Source organism: Phycicoccus avicenniae (assembly GCF_050496545.1).
Lineage (GTDB): Bacteria > Actinomycetota > Actinomycetes > Actinomycetales > Dermatophilaceae > Phycicoccus > Phycicoccus avicenniae_A.
Map to the genome: position 1 here is coordinate 40,956 of NZ_JBNVZV010000005.1, position 17,476 is coordinate 58,431.

Annotated in this window: 17 protein-coding genes and 1 riboswitch; of the genes, 6 read left to right on the forward strand and 11 right to left on the reverse strand. The window is 75.3% G+C overall.

Annotation, left to right across the window (positions count from 1 at the left end; genetic code table 11):
* Window positions 1–5 precede the first annotated feature (5 nt).
* The 9 genes from ACQZ2A_RS05670 to ACQZ2A_RS05710 all read right to left on the reverse strand — a co-directional run bounded on the left by ACQZ2A_RS05670 (window position 6) and on the right by ACQZ2A_RS05710 (window position 8,627).
* Window positions 6–1,058, reverse strand: a complete 1,053-nt coding sequence (locus ACQZ2A_RS05670) for an NAD-dependent epimerase/dehydratase family protein (protein WP_430208185.1) — start codon at window positions 1,056–1,058, stop codon at window positions 6–8.
* Window positions 1,059–1,132: 74 nt separating this feature from the next.
* The gene (locus ACQZ2A_RS05675) at window positions 1,133–1,891 is read right to left on the reverse strand and encodes an anti-sigma factor domain-containing protein (RefSeq protein WP_430208187.1); all 759 of its coding nucleotides are present in this window, start codon (window positions 1,889–1,891) and stop codon (window positions 1,133–1,135) included.
* The gene (locus ACQZ2A_RS05680) at window positions 1,888–2,463 is read right to left on the reverse strand and encodes an RNA polymerase sigma factor (protein WP_430208190.1); all 576 of its coding nucleotides are present in this window, start codon (window positions 2,461–2,463) and stop codon (window positions 1,888–1,890) included. The genes ACQZ2A_RS05675 and ACQZ2A_RS05680 overlap by 4 nt, the downstream gene beginning before the upstream one ends.
* A 101-nt stretch (window positions 2,464–2,564) precedes the next feature.
* Window positions 2,565–3,206, reverse strand: coding sequence for a fasciclin domain-containing protein (locus ACQZ2A_RS05685; RefSeq protein WP_430208192.1), 642 nt, complete (start codon window positions 3,204–3,206; stop codon window positions 2,565–2,567).
* Window positions 3,207–3,291: 85 nt separating this feature from the next.
* The gene (locus tag ACQZ2A_RS05690) at window positions 3,292–4,467 is read right to left on the reverse strand and encodes a glycerate kinase (protein ID WP_430208645.1); all 1,176 of its coding nucleotides are present in this window, start codon (window positions 4,465–4,467) and stop codon (window positions 3,292–3,294) included.
* Between the two features lie 137 nt (window positions 4,468–4,604).
* Window positions 4,605–5,378 carry a C40 family peptidase gene (locus ACQZ2A_RS05695; RefSeq protein ID WP_430208194.1) on the reverse strand — a complete coding sequence of 258 codons (774 nt, stop codon included), beginning with the start codon at window positions 5,376–5,378 and terminating at the stop codon, window positions 4,605–4,607.
* Between the two features lie 2 nt (window positions 5,379–5,380).
* Window positions 5,381–5,546: riboswitch (cyclic di-AMP (ydaO/yuaA leader) on the reverse strand.
* Window positions 5,547–5,779: 233 nt separating this feature from the next.
* Complete coding sequence (locus ACQZ2A_RS05700; RefSeq protein ID WP_430208197.1) at window positions 5,780–6,577, reverse strand: hypothetical protein; 798 nt, start codon at window positions 6,575–6,577, stop codon at window positions 5,780–5,782.
* A gap of 123 nt (window positions 6,578–6,700) precedes the next feature.
* Entirely contained in the window at window positions 6,701–7,399 is a 699-nt protein-coding gene (locus ACQZ2A_RS05705) for an iron dependent repressor, metal binding and dimerization domain protein (RefSeq protein WP_430208199.1), read from the reverse strand.
* A 10-nt stretch (window positions 7,400–7,409) separates the two neighbouring features.
* A complete protein-coding gene (locus tag ACQZ2A_RS05710) occupies window positions 7,410–8,627 on the reverse strand; it encodes an MFS transporter (protein WP_430208202.1) in 1,218 nt (405 codons plus the stop codon).
* Between the two features lie 105 nt (window positions 8,628–8,732).
* Between ACQZ2A_RS05710 and ACQZ2A_RS05715 the strand changes: the two genes are divergently transcribed.
* Genes ACQZ2A_RS05715 through ACQZ2A_RS05725 form a run of 3 tightly spaced genes read left to right on the forward strand, consistent with a single transcriptional unit; the run spans window position 8,733 to window position 10,775 of the window.
* Window positions 8,733–9,473: a hypothetical protein gene (locus tag ACQZ2A_RS05715; protein ID WP_430208205.1), complete on the forward strand. Its 741-nt coding sequence runs from the start codon at window positions 8,733–8,735 to the stop codon at window positions 9,471–9,473.
* Window positions 9,470–10,240, forward strand: a complete 771-nt coding sequence (locus tag ACQZ2A_RS05720) for an SDR family NAD(P)-dependent oxidoreductase (protein WP_430208208.1) — start codon at window positions 9,470–9,472, stop codon at window positions 10,238–10,240. The genes ACQZ2A_RS05715 and ACQZ2A_RS05720 overlap by 4 nt, the downstream gene beginning before the upstream one ends.
* 4 nt (window positions 10,241–10,244) lie before the next feature.
* Window positions 10,245–10,775: a hypothetical protein gene (locus tag ACQZ2A_RS05725; protein ID WP_430208210.1), complete on the forward strand. Its 531-nt coding sequence runs from the start codon at window positions 10,245–10,247 to the stop codon at window positions 10,773–10,775.
* Window positions 10,776–10,784: 9 nt separating this feature from the next.
* Here ACQZ2A_RS05725 and ACQZ2A_RS05730 read toward each other — a convergent pair whose 3' ends face one another.
* Window positions 10,785–11,462 (reverse strand): pyridoxine/pyridoxamine 5'-phosphate oxidase, encoded by a 678-nt coding sequence (locus ACQZ2A_RS05730; protein ID WP_430208212.1) that lies wholly within the window; start codon window positions 11,460–11,462, stop codon window positions 10,785–10,787.
* 429 nt (window positions 11,463–11,891) lie between these two features.
* Window positions 11,892–13,175: an MFS transporter gene (locus ACQZ2A_RS05735; protein WP_430208214.1), complete on the reverse strand. Its 1,284-nt coding sequence runs from the start codon at window positions 13,173–13,175 to the stop codon at window positions 11,892–11,894.
* A gap of 97 nt (window positions 13,176–13,272) precedes the next feature.
* On the opposite strand from ACQZ2A_RS05735, the gene ACQZ2A_RS05740 reads away from it, so the two are divergent.
* From ACQZ2A_RS05740 to ACQZ2A_RS05750, 3 genes are all read left to right on the forward strand, one after another.
* Window positions 13,273–14,160 carry an NYN domain-containing protein gene (locus tag ACQZ2A_RS05740; RefSeq protein ID WP_430208216.1) on the forward strand — a complete coding sequence of 296 codons (888 nt, stop codon included), beginning with the start codon at window positions 13,273–13,275 and terminating at the stop codon, window positions 14,158–14,160.
* Window positions 14,161–14,218: 58 nt separating this feature from the next.
* Complete coding sequence (locus tag ACQZ2A_RS05745; RefSeq protein ID WP_430208219.1) at window positions 14,219–15,334, forward strand: citrate synthase 2; 1,116 nt, start codon at window positions 14,219–14,221, stop codon at window positions 15,332–15,334.
* 101 nt (window positions 15,335–15,435) lie between these two features.
* Window positions 15,436–17,421 (forward strand): PQQ-dependent sugar dehydrogenase, encoded by a 1,986-nt coding sequence (locus tag ACQZ2A_RS05750; protein ID WP_430208221.1) that lies wholly within the window; start codon window positions 15,436–15,438, stop codon window positions 17,419–17,421.
* Window positions 17,422–17,476 lie beyond the last annotated feature (55 nt).

Here is a 17,476-nt window from a genome sequence, read left to right on the forward strand (position 1 = left end):
CGTCGTCAGGCCCGCAGCGGAGCCGTCGCGAACGCGGCCAGCCCCTCACCGGGGCCTACCTGCGCGCTGAACCCGAGCTCGGCCCGGGCCCGCTCGGGCGAGGCGACGACGTGCCGCACGTCGCCGACCCGGAACCGTCCCGTGACCCGCGGCTCCAGCCCCGACCCCGTCCCCGCGGCCACCGCCCGGGCCACGTCGGCGATGGTGACCGGCTGCCCCGAGCAGACGTTGTACGCGGCGTGCGAGCCCTCCGCGCGGTCGGCCACGGCTCGGACGGCCGCCACGTTGGCGCGCGCGACGTCCTCGACGTGCACGAAGTCACGCACCTGGCGACCGTCCTCGAAGACCACGGGGGGCTCGCCGCGCTCCAGGGAGGAACGGAACATCGCGGCCACCCCGGAGTAGGGGGTGTCCCGCGGCATGCCCGGCCCGTAGACGTTGTGGTACCTCAGCGACACGGCGGCGCCGGGCGACTGGCGGGCCCACGCTGCCGCGTAGTGCTCCTGGGCGACCTTGCTCGCCGCGTAGGAGCTGCGCGGGTCCAGCGCCGCCGACTCGTCGACGAGCGCCCAGTCCAGCGGCCCACCGCACTCCGGGCAGGGCGTGTCGAAGTCCCCGGCCTCCAGGCGGTCCGCCGCGCGCGGCCCCGGCGCCTGCCGACCGTGCTCCGGGCAGGTGTACCGGCCCTCGCCGTAGACCACCATCGAGGACGCCTGGACGAACCCGCGCACGCCGCCGGCGTGCATCGCGGCGAGCACCGCCGCCGTCCCGAGGTCGTTGTGCCCGGCGTAGAGCGGGAGGTCGGCGGCCGTGGCGCCGGCACCGACCATCGCCGCGAGGTGGACCACGACGTCGACGCCGTCGAACAGGTCGACCCAGTCGAGGGCGGACCGGGTGTCGAGCACGTGCACCCCCTCGGGCGGGTCCTCGCGGGTGGCGGCGCCGTGGGCCTGCGGGAGGAGGAGGTCGACCGCGACGACGTCGTGGCCACCGCGGCGCAGCTCGGCCCGGGTCGCCGTGCCGATGAAGCCGGCCGCACCGGTGAGGAGGACTCGCATGCCGCGAGTCTGGCCCGGTACAGCCTCGCCGGCGTCCCCGCCGTCCCGGCCGTCAGACTTCCGTAAGGCGTGCGTCAGAGGGCCAGGGTGCCCCGCACCAGGCTGTCACCGGAGTGCTCCGGCTTGTCGTCGAACCCCTCGCGCGAGACGTCGACGATGACGTAGCCCTCGTCGATGAGCGCCTGGTCGATCGCGAAGCGCTGGGTGCCCTCCTCGGGGCGCAGCACGCCGACGGAGACCATCCGCTTGAGGTCGGTGTTGATGAGCCACACCTCGAGGTAGCCGCTGCCGGGGTCGAGGCGGCCGGTGTCGACGTCGAGGTCGACCTGCCCGCCGAGGCGGACGGCGCTGGCCGCACCGCGGGCCTGCTGGGTGTCGAGGGTGTCGAGGGTGGTGCGGCCGAGGACGACCGGGCTCGGGGCGGGCTCCGGCCGGTCGAGGGCGCCGACGCCCAGGCCGCCGACGACCAGTCCGGCGGCGGCCGCGGCCCCGAGCCACCACGGGCTGATCCGTCGTCGCGGGGGTGCCCCGACCGGGACGGCCGCCGGCGCCGCCTCGCGAGCCGGGCGGGAGCGCAGCGGGGTCACCGGGGCCGGCGCCTCGACCGGCGGCCCGTCGATCTCGCGGGTGACGGCGTCCCACACGTCGTCGGAGGGCGCGGTGAGCGGCACGGCGGGCGCGCGGACGAGGTCGACGACCTCGCGCAGCGCGGCGAGCTCGGCGGTGCACCGGGCGCAGACCGCCACGTGCCGGGCGACGTCGACGTCGGCGGCCTCCCCCGCGGCGATGAGCGCGAGCTCGTCGTCCGGGTGCAGGGTGTCGTCCTGCCTCATGCCTCGCCCACCTCCTCCACGTAGGTCCTCAGGGTGGCCAGTCCTCGACGGATGTGGCTCTTGACGGTGCCGAGGGGCAGGCCCAGGCGCTGGGCCACCTCCTCATGGGTGAGTTCGTCGACGAGCGCCAGCCGGATGGCACTGGCCCGCGGCTCGCCGAGCCGGTCCAGGGCGTCGGCCAGGAGCAGGCGGGCGGCGAGGGTCTCCTCGGGCGGTGGCGCGTGCCGGTCGGGCAGCACCTCCGCCGCGGCCGCGGCGGCGTCCCGGGCCTGCCGCGAGCGCTGCGCGTGCAGGTCGGCGACCTTGTGCCGGGTGATGCCGACGAGCCAGCCCGGGACGGTCCCCCGCTCCGGGCGCAGCGTGTGCCGGCCGCGCCAGGCGGCGACGAACACCTGCTGCGTGACGTCCTCGGCGTCGTGGTGGTCACCGACCGCCCGCAGCGCGAGCGTGTGGACGAGCGGCGCCCACCGCGCCCACGCCTCCTCGAGCGCCTCGCGCGACCCGGCGCGCAGCCGGACGGCCAGGTCGTGCAGCTCGTCGAGGTCCTGCTCCACCTCGGCATCCACGCTCACGGCCCCCACGATAGGGGGCAGGGCAAGAGGCCCACGCGCGCGCGACCGACGGGGGGCGGCCAGGGCCACCCCCCGTGCGGTCGACGCGGCGAGGGACACACTCAGAGGTCGAGCGGCCGCAGGACGAAGACGATGCCGTGGGCGACCTGCTTGTTGCCCTTGTTGATGTCGAACCGGCGCGGGTTGACGAACGGGTTGACGTCGGTGCGGTCCTGGTCCTTGAGCTCGATGAGCGGGATCCAGCGGTTGAGCACCTTGACCGTGAGGGTGGCGCCCTGCGCCGTCGTGAGGACCGCTCCGTTGGCCTTGACGGCCGCCGACTTCGTGATCGTCGCGCCCGGCACGACGTGGTAGAGCAGCACCTGCTCGATGGCGTCGACCCCGACGGCGTTCACGAGCGCGGTGAAGGTGGCCTCCTCCGAGCGCGGCCACTTCCTCGTCAGGTCGTACGCGAGGACCTGGAAGGACCGGTCGTCGGGCAGGAACGCCGTGAGCGGGACGGACCCGTCGGCGAGGACGCCGACCTTGCTGTCCGGCTTGGCCGCCAGCACGGCGAGGACGGCCTCGGTGACGATGTCGTAGTCGTACCAGTTGCGGTCGAAGCGGTCGCCGTCGGCGGTGAGCACCGCGGCGAGGCTCTTGGTGCCGGTCGGGGCGCCGGTGGTGGCGCTCGCCGGCACGGCGGTGAGCGAGAGACCGAGCGCGGCGGCGGCGACGGCGGTGACGAGACGGCGGGTACGCATGGCAGACCTCCTGGTCGACGGGTGGGCCACCCACGTGACCCATCCCTTCTTCCGGCCGGGGACGGCCCGCGGATGCACCCTCGCGTCACGAGTTCCGCGGGATGCCCTCCGCCGGCGCCGGACCGCGCCCGCGCAGCACACGGCCGAGCCGCCGGCCGACCTCCTCGAGCAGGCGCCGGCTGAGCGCGGGGTCGGTGGCCGGGTCCCCCTCCCCGAGGTCGACGAGCGCGTGGACGGCGGCGAACCCGTGCCGGCGGGCGACATCCGGCGCGAGCTCGCTGCGGCCGACGACCAGCTCGACCCGGGTACCGGCGCGGCGGGCCACGACGGCCGGCAGCTTGCCCCGCAGGGACTGCTCGTCGAGGCGACCCTCCCCGGAGACGACGAGGTCGCGCCCGGCCACCGCGGTGTCGAAGCCGAGGAGGTCGAGGAAGAGGTCGGCGCCGGAGACGACCCGCCCCCCCAGCAGGAGCGCCGCGAAGCCGAGACCACCGGCCGCCCCGGCACCGGCCGCACCCGCGAGCCCGGCGGCATCCGGACGGGCCCGGGCGGCCACGGCGACGAGGTGCCGCAGCCCGCGCTCGAGGCGCTCGACGGTGGGCGGGTCGGCGCCCTTCTGGGGCCCGAAGACGGCGGCCGCCCCCGAGGGACCGAGGAGCGGGTTCGTGACGTCCGTCGCGACCACCAGCTCGACCCCGTCCGGCACCACGCCGTCGAGCCTCAGTGCCTCAACGGCGGGCAGGTCGCGGCCCCCGGGGTGCTCGGGCTGCTCGAGGCCGGGGCCGGGGCCGGGCGAAGCTCCGACGGCGCCGAGCGCGGTGAGCATCCCCAGCCCACCGTCGGTGCTCGCACTGCCGCCGAGGGCGAGGACCACCCGCTGCGGGCGCCCCGCCAGGGCGGCGCGCAGGGCCACGCCCACTCCCGCGCTCGACGCCTCGAGCGGCCGCAGCCGCCCTCCGGGCAGGAGGGCCATCCCGCAGGTGTTGGCGACCTCGACGACCACCGTGCCGCCGCGCCGGGCGAGCACGGCACGCCCCGGGACCCCCGTCGGCCCGGGGACGGTCACCTCGACGGGTGCGAACCCCGCACGCAGGGCGGCCTCGACGCTCCCGTCCCCGCCGTCGGCGAGCGGCAGCACGTCGACGGCCAGGTCCGGGCCCCCGCCCGCGCACAGCCCGCCCGCGAGCGCGTCGGCGACCTCTGCGGCGCTCAGGCAGCCCTTGAAGCCGTCGGGAGCCACGAGCACCGAGCGCCCCGGCATCGTCTCCACGTGCGGGCACCTCCCGGGATCGGCTCCGCCGAGCCTATCCGCGGCCGCCGCGGCACCGGCCGGGTCCGGACACGACGACGCCCCGGACTGCAGGGGGGTGTCCGGGGCGTCGCCTGCTCAGGGGTGGGTCAGAAGCGTCCGTACCCGCTCACGCCGCCGAAGACCGGGCGCTCGGAGGTCGACTCGCCCGGCTTCGGCGAGTCGATCATCATCCCGTTGCCGGTGTAGATGCCGACGTGCCAGGCCGGGGAGCCGAAGAACACGAGGTCACCGGGCTGCGGGTCGCTGACCGGGGTGGCGGCGGCCTGCTGGTCCGCGGCGGTGCGCGGCAGCGAGATGCCGGCCTTGCCGAAGACGTAGCTGGTGAAGCCGGAGCAGTCGAACCCGGTGGAGGGGCTCGTGCCGCCGTAGGAGTACGCGATGCCGAGCAGGGTGCGCGCGATGTTGACGATCTCGCTCGAGGACTGCGCGACGTTCGCGGTGGGGCGCTGGGCCGAGCGGCTCGCGGACTGGCTGCTGCGCTCGGCGACGGCCTGCACGACCGGCGCGGGCTTGGGCTTGGGCTCGGGCTTCGGCTTCGCGACGGCCTTGACGCCGACGACGCCCAGGGCGGGGGTGGCCGAGGGAGCCGGGAGCGCGGGGGCGGTGACGGCCGGGGTGGCGGTCAGCGCACGCAGCGACGGCGAGGTGCTCGTCGTGCTCTGGGTGGCCGGGGCCGCAGCCGGCTGCGCGGCGGCCTGGGCGGGGAGGGCGAAGGTGGCGACCAGACCACCGGAGGCGGCGAGGACGGCGGAGACGCGGGCTCCGGTCTCGCCGGCGCTGCGGGCGATCTGGGTCAGCTCGGCGACGGGGCTGTAGCGGACGGCATGGCGGTGCCGACCGGCACGGGTGTGCTCGGACACGGTGAACCTCTCAGATGCCTACGAGGTGAGCTGTCGGGTTCGGGCTGAGGTTGCCCGGCCGGTGCGGACCGAGGTCCGTGCCGGCTTCACCCCGAGGAACGTCGGGCGAGACCAATGTTCCGAAGTGGTTCCCCCGCTCCTGCCAAGCGGACTCTGAGAGAGACCCTGCGTCGGGGGCAGGACTCGGCGTCCCAGCGCAGGTGCCCACCGTCCGGGTCGGCGGGTACATCGACCGTAACAGTGGTCACGGAACGATCACAAAGCCGCGGAAGGAGCACCTCTCAGGGAGCTCTTGGGTGGGCGATCCGCAGCTTGACAACGATGTCGGCCACCGACGACGACGCCGCCGACCTCGGGGCCGGCGGCGGTGTCGTGGGGGCCCGTGGACGCGGGCCGGGCGGTCAGTAGTTGATCGTGACGTGCACGTGGTCGTAGTGGTTCGCGGTCGGTGAGCCGCGGTCCTCCATCGTGCTCCAGCCCTCGCCCGGCGCCCAGTAGCGCTGCTGCCAGATGAGGTACTTGACGTTGAACTTCCCGACGTTCTGCTGCACCCAGGCCGCGATGGCGTCGCCCTGCGAGGCGTTCGCGATCATGAAGTCGATGGCCTGGCCGGTGCCGTGCTCGTCGGCGGTGGCGCGCCGGCCGCCGATGGTGGGCGGGCCGAAGAGCGAGTCGACGGCCGAGCAGATGCCGACGGCGTTGGGGATGAGGCCGATGTTCGTGCAGCGGGCGGTGGTCTTGCCCGACCAGGAGCCGCTCGGGGCCGACGGGGACGACGAGCTCGAGGAGCCGGTGCTCTCCGGGGAGGGCTCGGGCTTCGGGGTCGGCTTCGCGACGGCCTTCACGCCGGCCACACCGACGGGGTCGGGCTTGACCGGCGCGCTGCCCACGGGGGCGGACACCGCAGGAGCGGGAGCGGCGTCACGCTCGGCGCGCGAGCGCGAGGCGGCCTCGAAGCCCTGGCGCTGGGCGAGGGCGGCGCTGGCGAGGGCGGGGGCCGCGACGGCGGTGGGGGTCTCGGCCTCGGCGTCGGCCTGCTCGGCGGGGACGGTCAGTGCGACGGCGGCGCCGCCGACGACGCAGAGGCCGGCGACGGACTTGACGGCGAGGGAGGTCCCGATGCTCGAGAGACCATCGGGGAGGCGGCGGACGCGGCCGGGGGCACGACGCCGGCCGGGGGCACGGTGGGATGAGGGCACGAGGGAGTCAACTTCCGGGGCGGGTACGGCTCGCCGACCACCGTACGGCACCCGCCGGGCGAAGTCACGTTTCGGTAACGCGACATCGGCCACTCGGCCGAGGCGGAGCGGGGGTCGGCCGGCTCAGGTCCGGGCGACGAACACGTGCCCCGCGACGTCGTCCGGGAGCGAGACGCCGGTGGCCTCGTCGGCACCGTCGCGGAACACGACGACCCGCGCGCCGTCGCGCCGGACCCGGGCCGGCTGGCCGGGCAGCAGGCCGGCGCTGGTGAGCAGCGCGAGCGCCTCGTGGTCGACCTGGACCGGCTCGCCGATGCGCCGCACCACGACCGAGCGCGGCTCCTGGTCGGCGACCTCGACGAGGGTGGCGAGCCCGGAGCGGAAGTCGACGACGTCCCCGCTCTCCCCGAGCTCGTCGAGCCCGGGGATCGGGTTGCCGTAGGGCGACTCGAGGTGGTCGGGGAGCATCGCGAGGATCTTGCGCTCCACGCGGTCGGACATCACGTGCTCCCACCGGCAGGCCTCCTCGTGGACGTACTCCCACTCGAGGCCGATGACGTCGACGAGCAGCCGCTCGGCGATGCGGTGCTTGCGCATGACGCGGGTGGCGAGCAGGCGGCCGTGCTCGCTCAGCTCGAGGTGGCGGTCGCCGGCGACGGCGAGCAGGCCGTCGCGCTCCATCCGGGCCACGGTCTGGGAGACGGTGGGGCCGGAGTGGCCGAGCCGCTCGGCGATGCGGGCGCGCAGGGGCGTGATGCCCTCCTCCTCGAGCTCGAAGATGGTGCGGAGGTACATCTCCGTGGTGTCGATGAGGTCGGTCACGCAGGCAAGCCTAATCTGACCCGCCGACGCCGGAGGTCCGGCGGCGGGGGTCGTACACCGGGAGCCAGCGCAGCAGCCACGCCCCGCCGGCCAGCGTGAGCACCCCGACGGCGACGCTAGCCGCCCCGATCGAGGCCACCGCGGCCAGCGCCCCGACGACGAGCGAGGCCCCGTTGTGCCCCACCAGCGAGAGCAGCCGCCAGACCCCGAGGAACGGCGCCCGACCCTCGACGGGTGCGGCGTCGGCGCCGAGCGTCATGACGATGCCCGACCCCAGCCCGTTGCCGACGCCCATGACGACCGCCACCGCACCGACCGCGACGAGCGAGGTGGTCAGCGGGAGGACGAGCAGCCCGAGCCCGAGGAGGACGGTGACGGGCAGTGCCACCCAGACCCGGCCGCGGCGGTCCATCAGCGACCCCGCCGGGTAGAACAGCAGCACCTCGACGAGCCCGGCCGCCCCGAAGACGAGCGAGGTCTGGGCCGCCGAGAGCCCGACGTGCTCGGCCCACAGCGGGACCACGACGACCCGCGAGGAGCGCGCGAGCCCGATGGCCAGCACCCCCACCCCCACCGTCAGCAGGACGGCGCGATGACGGCGCACCACCTCCAGGACGCCGACCCGCGCGGCCGGCCCGCCCTCGGGGGTGGGCGCGGCGAGGTGCGCCCCGAGGTCGGGCGAGGCCGCGGCCACGGCAGCGGCGAGCAGCCCGCCCACGACGGCGATACCGAACGCCGCCTGCGGTCCCCAGTGCCCGACGACGGGCGCGCCGAGGAGCGGACCGACGAAGAGCCCCACCCGGCCGATGCCCCCGAGGGTGGACATCGCCCGGGCCCGCATCGACTGGGGTGCGGCGGCGGTCAGGTAGGACTGCCGCGCGAGGAGGAAGACCGCGCCGGTGGGCCCGGAGAGGGCGACCGCCAGCGCGAAGACCCACAGCGAGGGCGCGAGCATCGCGAGGAGCGCGGCCGCGGCGTCCGCGACGCCGGCGAGGACGAGGGCGCGCCGCTCCCCCAGCCGGTCGACGAGCACCCCGGCGGGGACGGCGGAGACGAGCTCGGAGACGGTCGTGATGCCGACGAAGAGGGCCGCGACGGGGACGGTGGCGCCGAGGTCGCGGGCGCTGAGGGCGATGACCGGCAGGGTGGCCCCCATCCCGACCGACCAGGCCGCCGTCGGCCCGAAGGCCGGCACGGCGACCCGCCGCAGCGAGAACTCCTCGGTCACACCCCACCCCTTTCTCTTGACGTCAAGATACTTCGCCGACGCCGCCGGCGGGGCGTGTGACGCACGCGACGTGCCCGGGGGTCGCGGCGTGGGTACGTTGGCCGCGTGGAGCTGACCGTCCCCCGCCGCTACTGCGGGCCCCCCGAGTCCGGCAACGGCGGATGGGTGAGCGGCGCGCTCGCCGAGCACGTCCGCACCTCCGGCGACCTGCCCGCCGTGAGCGTCCGGCTCTCGGCCCCGCCGCCGCTGGACCGGCCGATGGCCGTCGTCGGCGACGACCCCGACCCGTTGACCGGCACCACGGTGCTGCGCCTGCTCGACGGCGACGTGCTGGTCGCCACGGGGACCGCGGTCGCCGAGCTCGACGAGCCCGTCCCGGCTCCGGCGGGCGCCGAGGAGGCCCGGCTCGCCGAGGAGCGGTACGAGGGGCTGGCCGAGCATCCGTTCCCGACGTGCTTCTCGTGCGGCACCGGCCGCGAGCCCGGCGACGGTCTGACCCTGCGGCCCGGTCCGCTCGACGACGGCTCCGGCCGCTACGGGACGACGTGGACCGTCCCCGACGACGTCGCCGTGCCGACGGTCTGGGCGGCTCTCGACTGCCCCGGCGGCTGGTCCGCCGGCATCGCCGGACGGCCGATGGTCCTCGGCACGATGACCGCACGCGTCCTGCGCGTCCCCCGGCCCGGCGAGCTGCTCGTCGTCACGGCGTGGCAGCGGGGCGCCGAGGGCCGGCGGCACTGGTCCGCCAGCACCCTCCACGCCTCCGACGGCGAGCTGCTCGGCCGGGCCGAGGCCACCTGGGTCGCCGTCGACCCCGCGAGCATCCGACCGAGGGAGCAGCCGTGAGCGAGAACACCGCCGGGGACACCCGGCCCACCGCCGTCGTCACCGGGGCCAGCAGCGGCATCGGCCACGCCACCGCGCGGCTGCTCGCCGACGCGGGGTTCCGCGTGGTCTGCGCCGCCCGCCGGGCCGACCGTGTCGAGGAGCTGGCCGGCTCGATCGGCGGTGTGGCGGTGGCCTGCGACGTCACCGTGCCCGCGGACGTCGCCCGGCTCGCGGACGTGGCCGGCGACGCCGTGCACGTGCTCGTGAACAACGCCGGCGGTGCGCTCGGGCTCGAGCCGGTGGCCGGGGCCGACGTCGAGCTCTGGCGGCAGATGTACGAGACCAACGTGCTCGGCACGCTCCGGGTCACCAAGGCGCTGCTGCCGGCCCTCGTCGCCGCCGGGGGCGAGGGCATCGTCGTCAACGTCGGCTCGATCGCCGGCCTGCTCGCCTACGAGGGCGGCGGCGGGTACACGGTCGCCAAGCACGGCGTGCACGTGATGACCGAGACCCTGCGCCTCGAGCTCTTCGACCAACCGGTGCGTGTCACCGAGATCGCGCCGGGGATGGTGCGGACCGAGGAGTTCTCGCTGACGCGCTTCGACGGCGACCGCGAGCGCGCCGACAAGGTCTACGAGGGGGTGCCGGGCCCGCTCATCGCCGAGGACGTCGCCGAGGCGGTCGTCTGGATGGCCACCCGGCCGGCCCACGTCAACGTCGACCTGATGGTCCTCAAGCCGCGGGCCCAGGCGGCGCCGCACAAGGTCCACCGCCTCCCCTCCTGACCCCGTGGAGGCGTTCGCGGAGGTGCTGGCGGCCGGCGGGCACACGAACTCGCTCGGCCGGTCCGGCGAGGTGCTCGAGCTGCTGCGTTCCGATGCGTCACGCCTCGACGAGCTGTTCGCCTGCATCGCCCACGACGACGCCTGGGTGAGGATGCGGGCCGTCGACACCTTCGAGAAGCTCGTGCGCGAAAAGCCCACCCTCGGGCAGCCCTACCTGCCCCGCGTCCTCGGCGAGCTGACCCGCAGCGACCAGCCGTCGGTGCAGTGGCACACGGCCCAGCTGCTCGGGCTGCTCGACCTCGACGAGGAGGAGCGCGCGGCCGCCGTGCGCTGGCTCACCGACCGGGTGCGGACGACCGACGTCGACTGGATCGTCGCGGCGCAGTCGATGGCGGCCCTCGTCGCCTTCGTGCGCGCTGGTCACCTCGGCGCCGACGAGGTCGTGCCCCTGCTCGAGGTGCAGACACGGCATCGCTCGGCGTCGGTGCGGCGCAAGGCATCCGGCTTCCTGGAGGGCCTGCGCGACCTCGGCTGACCGTCGCGGTCAGGGCTGGCGGCGGCCGAGCTCCCAGGAGGCGGCGTCGCCGAGGTCGCCCTCGCCGGTGCGCGTGAAGACGAGCCGGTCGTGCAGCCGGTTGCGGCGCCCGCCCCAGAGCTCGACCTCGTCGCAGAGGATGCGGAAGCCGCCCCACGACTCGGGCACCGGGACGTCGTCGTCGGACCCGGTGTCGGGGAACTGTTCCGCCCGGCGCTCGTAGGCCGCCTCAAGGTCGGCGCGCGAGCCGACGGGCTGTGACTGCCGCGACGCCCACGCCGAGATGCGCGACGCCCACGGGCGCGACACCCAGTAGTCACGCACCTCATCCTCGTCGAGCGGGATCGCCCTGCCGCGGAAGCGGATCGCGCGGTACATGGCGGGCCAGGTGAGGGCGGCGGCGACGTGCTCGTTGCCGGTCAGCTCGTGGCCCTTGGTGGAGGTGAGGTCGGTGACGAAGCCCGGCCCGCGCTCGTCGAGGAAGCGCATGAGGACGGTGCGGACGTTCGGGCGACCCTCGGCATCGGCGGAGGCCACCGAGAGCGCCAGCGGCTCGAAGACGTCGGCCTCGCTCTCGGAGCGGCGCACGGCGTCGTCGACCCAGAGCCGCACCTGCGCGTACGGGGTCTCGAGGAGGTCGGCCTCGGCGATGCCGTCCCCGGTGTAGTCGACGCGTCGCGGGTCCATGCCGCCAGCCTAGGCCCGCGCGGTGACGCCGGACCGGGTCTCCCTGTCTCGCCGGCGTCTCCCCGCTCCGCCGGGGTGCCATCGCGCCCCCGGTGTCTCCCCGCTCCGCCGGGGTCACCCTGCTCCGCCGGGGTGCCATCGCACCCCGGCAGGGCACGGAGGCGCCGGCCACGCACGATCACCCCGGCGACGCATATGGCCCCGGCGTTGCGGTCGCTCCGACCGGGATACCGGTCGCCGCGACCACGATCCCTCCCCCGGCGACCACGATCCCGGTCGCCACGACCACGATCCCGGACCCCGCGACCGGGATCCCGGACCTCGCGACCGGGATTCCGGTCGCGGTGACCACTGGTCCGGAGGGCACCTGGTGATGAGCCCGGCCCCGGGCGTCGCCCCCCGCACCACCGCCACGGTCGCGCGCCGCCCTCAGGGCGTGGGGTGCCGCGCGTCGTAGCGCACGAACCCGGGCTGGCGCACCGCCAGGAGCACCACCGCCAGCACGCACACCAGCCCGCCACCGACCGCCGTCCACCCCTCGCCGACCCGCTCGGCCACCCCGCCGCCGGCCAGCTCCCCGAGCCGCGGTCCTCCGGCCACCACGACGATGAACACCCCCTGCAGCCTCCCCCGCATCCGGTCCGGCGCGGCCGACTGCAGGATCGTGGTCCGGAACACGGCGCTCACCGCGTCCGCCCCACCGGCGAACGCCATCGCCGCCAGGGCCCCCACCAGCGCCACCTCGCGCGACACCACCCCGTCGGCCGCGAGCAGCGCCACCCCGAGCCCGCTGACGCCCACGCCCCACCCCGCCACGCTCACGAGGATCGCCAGCCCCTGCCGCCGCACCCCGCCGAGCCGCCCGGACAGCGTCATCGCGAGGATGCCACCGACCGCCGTCGCCGCGTACAGGGCACCGACCGTGCTCGCCCCACCGCCGAGGATGACCGCCCCGGCCGCCGGGAACAGCACTCGCGGCTGCGCCAGGAGCATCGCCGCGATGTCCGCCACGAAGGTCATCCGCACGTTCGGGGCGGTGCGCAGGAAGGCGAACCCGTCGAGCACCGAGCGCAGCCCGACCCGCCGCGGGCCCTCCTCGCCGGCCACCACCTCCGGCGGCACGGGGTGCAGCCGCCACAGGCTCGTCACGGCGGCGAAGGTCAGCAGGGCGTCCGCGGTGTAGGCCAGCCGGTAGCCCCCGCCGTCGACGAGCAGGCCGGCCAGCAGCGGCCCCGCGGTCATCGCCGTGTTCATCGCGAAGACCGACAGCGCGTTGGCGGCCGGCAGCTGCTCCGGCGGCAGGATCCGGGGGTAGATGCTCGTGCGCGCCGGCGAGGACACCGCGAAGGCCCCGCTCCACACGGCGACGACGCCGTAGAGCACCCACACGTTCGTGTTGCCGAGCCAGGCCTGGGCGGCGGCGACGATGCTCGTGGCGCACGCGACGAGCGTGGCCACCAGCCCGACGAGCCGCCGGTCGTGGTGGTCGGCGAGCGCCCCGCCGTAGAGCCCGAGGACCACCAGCGGCACGAGCGCGAAGAGCCCCACGAGGCCGACCGCGGCCGTCGAGCGTGTCACCTCGTAGACCTGAAGGCCGACCGCCACGACCGCCATCTGCGAGCCGACGTTGGAGAGGGTGAACCCGGTCCACAGCCGCCGGTAGTCCCGGTTCTCCCGGAACGGGGTGAGGTCCGGGAGCAGGGAGCGCAGCACCGGCGCATCATCTCCCGCCGCGCCGGTCCGAGGACGGGCGGGATGCGCGCCGGGTCGCGCGGACGGCACGGCACCGGGTGAGGGCTAGCCTCGGGCCATGACGGAGACCCCGCGCATCGCGCTGCTCATCGACGCCGACAACGCGCGGGCCCGGCGGCTCGACGTCGTGCTCAACGAGCTGTCCTCCCTCGGGGAGACCACCATCCGCCGCGCCTACGGCAACTGGACGAAGTCCGAGCTCAAGGGCTGGCAGGAGATCCTGCACGACAACGCGATCCGGCCGATGCAGCAGTTCGACCCGTCCAAGGGCAAGAACGCCAGCGACATGGCGCTCGTCGTGGACGCGGTCGACATCCTGCACACCCAGCGCCCCGACGCCGTCGCCATCGTCTCCTCCGACTCCGACTTCACCCCGCTCGTCATGCACCTGCGCGAGCACGGGGTGGCGGTGTACGGGTTCGGCGACGCCAAGACGCCGGCCGCGTTCCAGAGCGCCTGCACCCGCTTCCTCGTCCTCGACCGGCTCTCCCGGCCCAGCGGCGAGACCGCCGCCGACGACGACGAGCCCGAGCCGCCGCGCCGGGCCACCCGCAAGGCCACGGCGAAGGCGACCGCCAAGGCCACGACGAAGAGCGCCCCGGCCGCCAAGGCGAGCAAGAAGGCCCCTGCCCCCGCCGCCGACGCCGGCACCGCAGCCGGCGCCACCACCACCAACCCCGGCACCCCCGAGCGCGCCACCCGCGCCCAGCTGCGCCAGGACGCCCGCCTCGTCACGCTGCTCCGGGGCGCCGTCGAGTCCGCCTCCGACGAGACCGGCTGGGCCCGGATCGGCACGGTCGGCCAGCGCATCGCCCGGCAGTCCTCGTTCGACTCCCGCAACTACGGGTACGCCAAGCTGAGCAAGCTCATCGAGGCCTCCGACCTGTTCGAGGTGCGGGACGCCGGCACGCCGGACATGGCGATGCGGGACCCACGCGCGGGCTGAGCGCCCCGGCGTGCACAATGGGCCAGCCCGACAAGGACGACGAGCGAACGGGGAATCGATGCCCAGCACCACGGACGACCCGCACTTCTACCCCGGACTCGAAGGGGTCATCGCGTTCGAGAGCGAGATCGCCGAGCCCGACAAGGAGGGTGGCGCGCTGCGCTACCGCGGGGTCGACATCAAGGACCTCGTCGGCACGGTGTCCTACGGCCAGGTGTGGGGCCTGCTCGTCGACGGCGAGCTCGACCCGGGCCTGCCGCCCGCCGAGCCGTTCCCGCTGCCGGTGCACACGGGCGACATCCGCGTCGACGTCCAGTCGGCCCTCGCCCAGCTCGCGCCCGTGTGGGGCTTCAAGCCGCTGCTCGACATCGACGACGCCGAGGCCCGCGACAACCTCGCCCGCGCCTCGGTCATGGCGATCTCGTTCATCGGCCAGTCCGCCCACGGCCAGAACAGCCCGATGGTGCCGCAGTCCGAGGTCGACAAGGGCCGCACCATCCCCGAGCGGTTCATGATCCGCTGGCGCGGCGAGCCCGACCCCAAGCACGTCGAGGCCATCGACGCCTACTTCATCTCCGCCGCCGAGCACGGCGTGAACGCCTCCACGTTCACGGCCCGGGTCATCGCCTCCACGGGCGCCGACGTCGCGGCGTGCCTCTCCGGCGCCATCGGCGCCCTGTCCGGCCCGCTGCACGGCGGCGCGCCCAGCCGCGCGCAGCACATGATCGAGGGCGTCGAGCAGACCGGCGACGCGGTGAAGTACGTCAAGGGCGTCTTCGACCGCAAGGAGCGCCTCATGGGCTTCGGGCACCGCGTGTACCGGGCCTACGACCCGCGCGCGGCCGTCCTGCGCGACACCTGCAAGCGCCTCGGCGCCCCCCGGTACGAGGTGGCCCTCGAGCTCGAGAAGGCGGCCATCGCCGAGCTCGCCGAGCGCTACCCCGAGCGCCGGATGGAGACCAACGTCGACTTCTGGGCCGCGGTGCTGCTCGACTTCGCCGAGGTCCCCGGCGAGATGATGACACCGCTGTTCGTCGCGGCCCGCACGGCCGGCTGGTCGGCGCACGTCCTGGAGCAGAAGAGGACCGGGCGGCTCATCCGCCCGAGCTCGCGCTACGTCGGCCCCGGCGAGCGCCCGCTGTCGGACGTCCAGGGGTACCGCAGCCCGGCCTGACCCCGGGCGCTCCTCCCGCTCGCCAACCTCCCGGCCCGGACGTACGCTCGCCGGGCAGGCCGACCGCGTGCGCCGGCCCCGGTCCCGGGAGGTCCCGCGTCGTGTCCCCGCTGGCCCTGGCCACCGCCCTCGTCGGCGCGGCGGCCCTGACCACCGCCTCCCCCGCGCCCCCGGCGAGCGCCGCGCCGAGCATCACCGTGACGACCGTGGTCAGCGGCCTGAGCAACCCGTGGGACATCACGTGGGTCGGGGACCTCATGCTCTTCGACCAGCGCGCCGGCACCATCTCGAGCAAGCGCGGATCGGCGGCGCCCCAGCAGGTGAGCATCAGCGGCTTCCCCTCGATCTTCGCCCAGAGCGAGGGCGGCCTGCTCGGGATGGTCGCCGACCCCGCGGCCGCGACGAACCGGCGCTTCTACACCTGCCAGTCGGTGCGCGACGGCGGTGGCAACCCGCTCGACGTCCGCGTCCTGCGCTGGCGGCTCACGAGCGACACGACGGCCACGAGCGACGGAGCCCCGGTCGTCACCGGGCTGCCGCTCTCCAGCGGCCGGCACTCGGGCTGCCGGCTGCGCTTCGGCGCCGACGGGAAGCTCTACGTCGGCACCGGTGACGCGGCCGTCGGCACTAACCCGCAGAACCTCTCCTCGCTCGGCGGCAAGGTGCTGCGGGTGAACGGGGACGGCACGATCCCCGCGGACAACCCGTTCGTCTCGCGCGGCGGGAACGCCCGCTACGTGTGGACCTACGGCCACCGCAACGTCCAGGGCCTCGCGCTGCGCCCCGGCACGAGCGAGCTGTGGTCGGTCGAGCACGGCACCAGCCGCGACGACGAGGTGAACGCCCTGGTCAAGGGTGCGAACTACGGGTGGGACCCGGTGCCGGGGTACGACGAGACCCGCCCGATGACCGACCTCGGCAAGTTCCCGTCGGCGCGCTCCGCGATGTGGTCCTCCGGCGCGCCGACGGTGGCGACCAGTGGGGCGACCTTCCTCTCCTCCCCGGCCTGGGGCTCGTGGCGCGGCAGCCTGGCCGTGGCCCTGCTCAAGGACCAGGGCATCTCGCTCATGCGGACGAACCCCACACGCTCGGCGAGCCGGGTCGTCCAGGTGCTGCCGCTGGCGCAGGCCGAGGGCTTCGGCCGGATCCGCGCGATGGCCGAGGGGCCCGACGGGGCCCTGTGGTTCACGACGTCGAACGGCACGGCCGACCGCATCGTCCGCATCGCGCCGACCGCGACGCCGCCGGTGAGGCAGCCGGGCCAGCTCGTCTCGGCCGTGGGCGTGGGACTGGCCCGCTCGGGCAGCACCGTCGACGTCTACTTCCGGTCGACGGGCGATGCCGTGCTCACCCGCCGCAGCACGAACGACGGCGCGACGTGGGCGGCGACGGCGCGCACCGGGGTGACCTCGGTCGGCCCGCCGTCGGCGGCGTCGTCCGCCCCTGGCCGGGTCGACCTCGTCACGCGCTCGGCGAGCGGTGCGGTCGTGTACTCCCGGATCCTCGGCGGCCGGCGGACCGGGTCGTCCTCGCTCGGCGGCTCGGTGGTCTCGGCCCACGTCACCTCGCTCGGCGACGGCACCATCGACGTCTTCGCCGTCGGGCGGGACGGCGTGGCGGTGCGCAAGCACTGGAACCGGGCCTCGTGGAGCGCGTGGCAGCCGGTCGGGGGGTCGTTCACCTCGGCCCTGTCGGCATCGCCCGACCCGGCGCGCGGCGTCATCACCGTGACGGGACGCGGCCCCGACGGGCGCACGTACGAGCGCGAGTTCACGCCGACGGCAGCGAGCGGGACCTGGGCGCCGCGCACGGACGGGCTGTCGCAGTGGTCGACCCGCGCTGTCGGCGACCTGTGGCCCGGGCTGAGCCGACTCGCGGTCGGGGTGGCGTCCGATGGTTACGTCGTCGTCCAGCGCGGCACGCAGTTCGTCGCGACCGACGTGACCTGGTCCTCCTCGGGCGACATCGTCTCGCGCCCCGACGGCAGCTACCTCATGGCGGGACGGGGCCGTGACGGCGCCCTGTGGGTCACCTCGGGCGGGCCCTCGAGCTACGCGAGCCGCTCGCTCGGCGGTGTCGTGCGCTGACCTCCGCGCCGGTCCTGCACCGGCGCGCTCCCGCCGGACGCCCACCAGATGGACC

Bases quoted from the DNA above. Each gene is read 5' to 3' on its own strand.
- ACQZ2A_RS05745 (WP_430208219.1), top strand. From the start codon at position 14,219: ATGCCCAGCACCACGGACGACCCGCACTTCTACCCCGGACTCGAAGGG.
- ACQZ2A_RS05670 (WP_430208185.1), bottom strand. From the start codon at position 1,058: ATGCGAGTCCTCCTCACCGGTGCGGCCGGCTTCATCGGCACGGCGACC.
- ACQZ2A_RS05730 (WP_430208212.1), bottom strand. From the start codon at position 11,462: ATGGACCCGCGACGCGTCGACTACACCGGGGACGGCATCGCCGAGGCC.
- ACQZ2A_RS05675 (WP_430208187.1), bottom strand. From the start codon at position 1,891: ATGAGGCAGGACGACACCCTGCACCCGGACGACGAGCTCGCGCTCATC.
- ACQZ2A_RS05690 (WP_430208645.1), bottom strand. From the start codon at position 4,467: ATGCCGGGGCGCTCGGTGCTCGTGGCTCCCGACGGCTTCAAGGGCTGC.
- ACQZ2A_RS05685 (WP_430208192.1), bottom strand. From the start codon at position 3,206: ATGCGTACCCGCCGTCTCGTCACCGCCGTCGCCGCCGCCGCGCTCGGT.
- ACQZ2A_RS05740 (WP_430208216.1), top strand. From the start codon at position 13,273: ATGACGGAGACCCCGCGCATCGCGCTGCTCATCGACGCCGACAACGCG.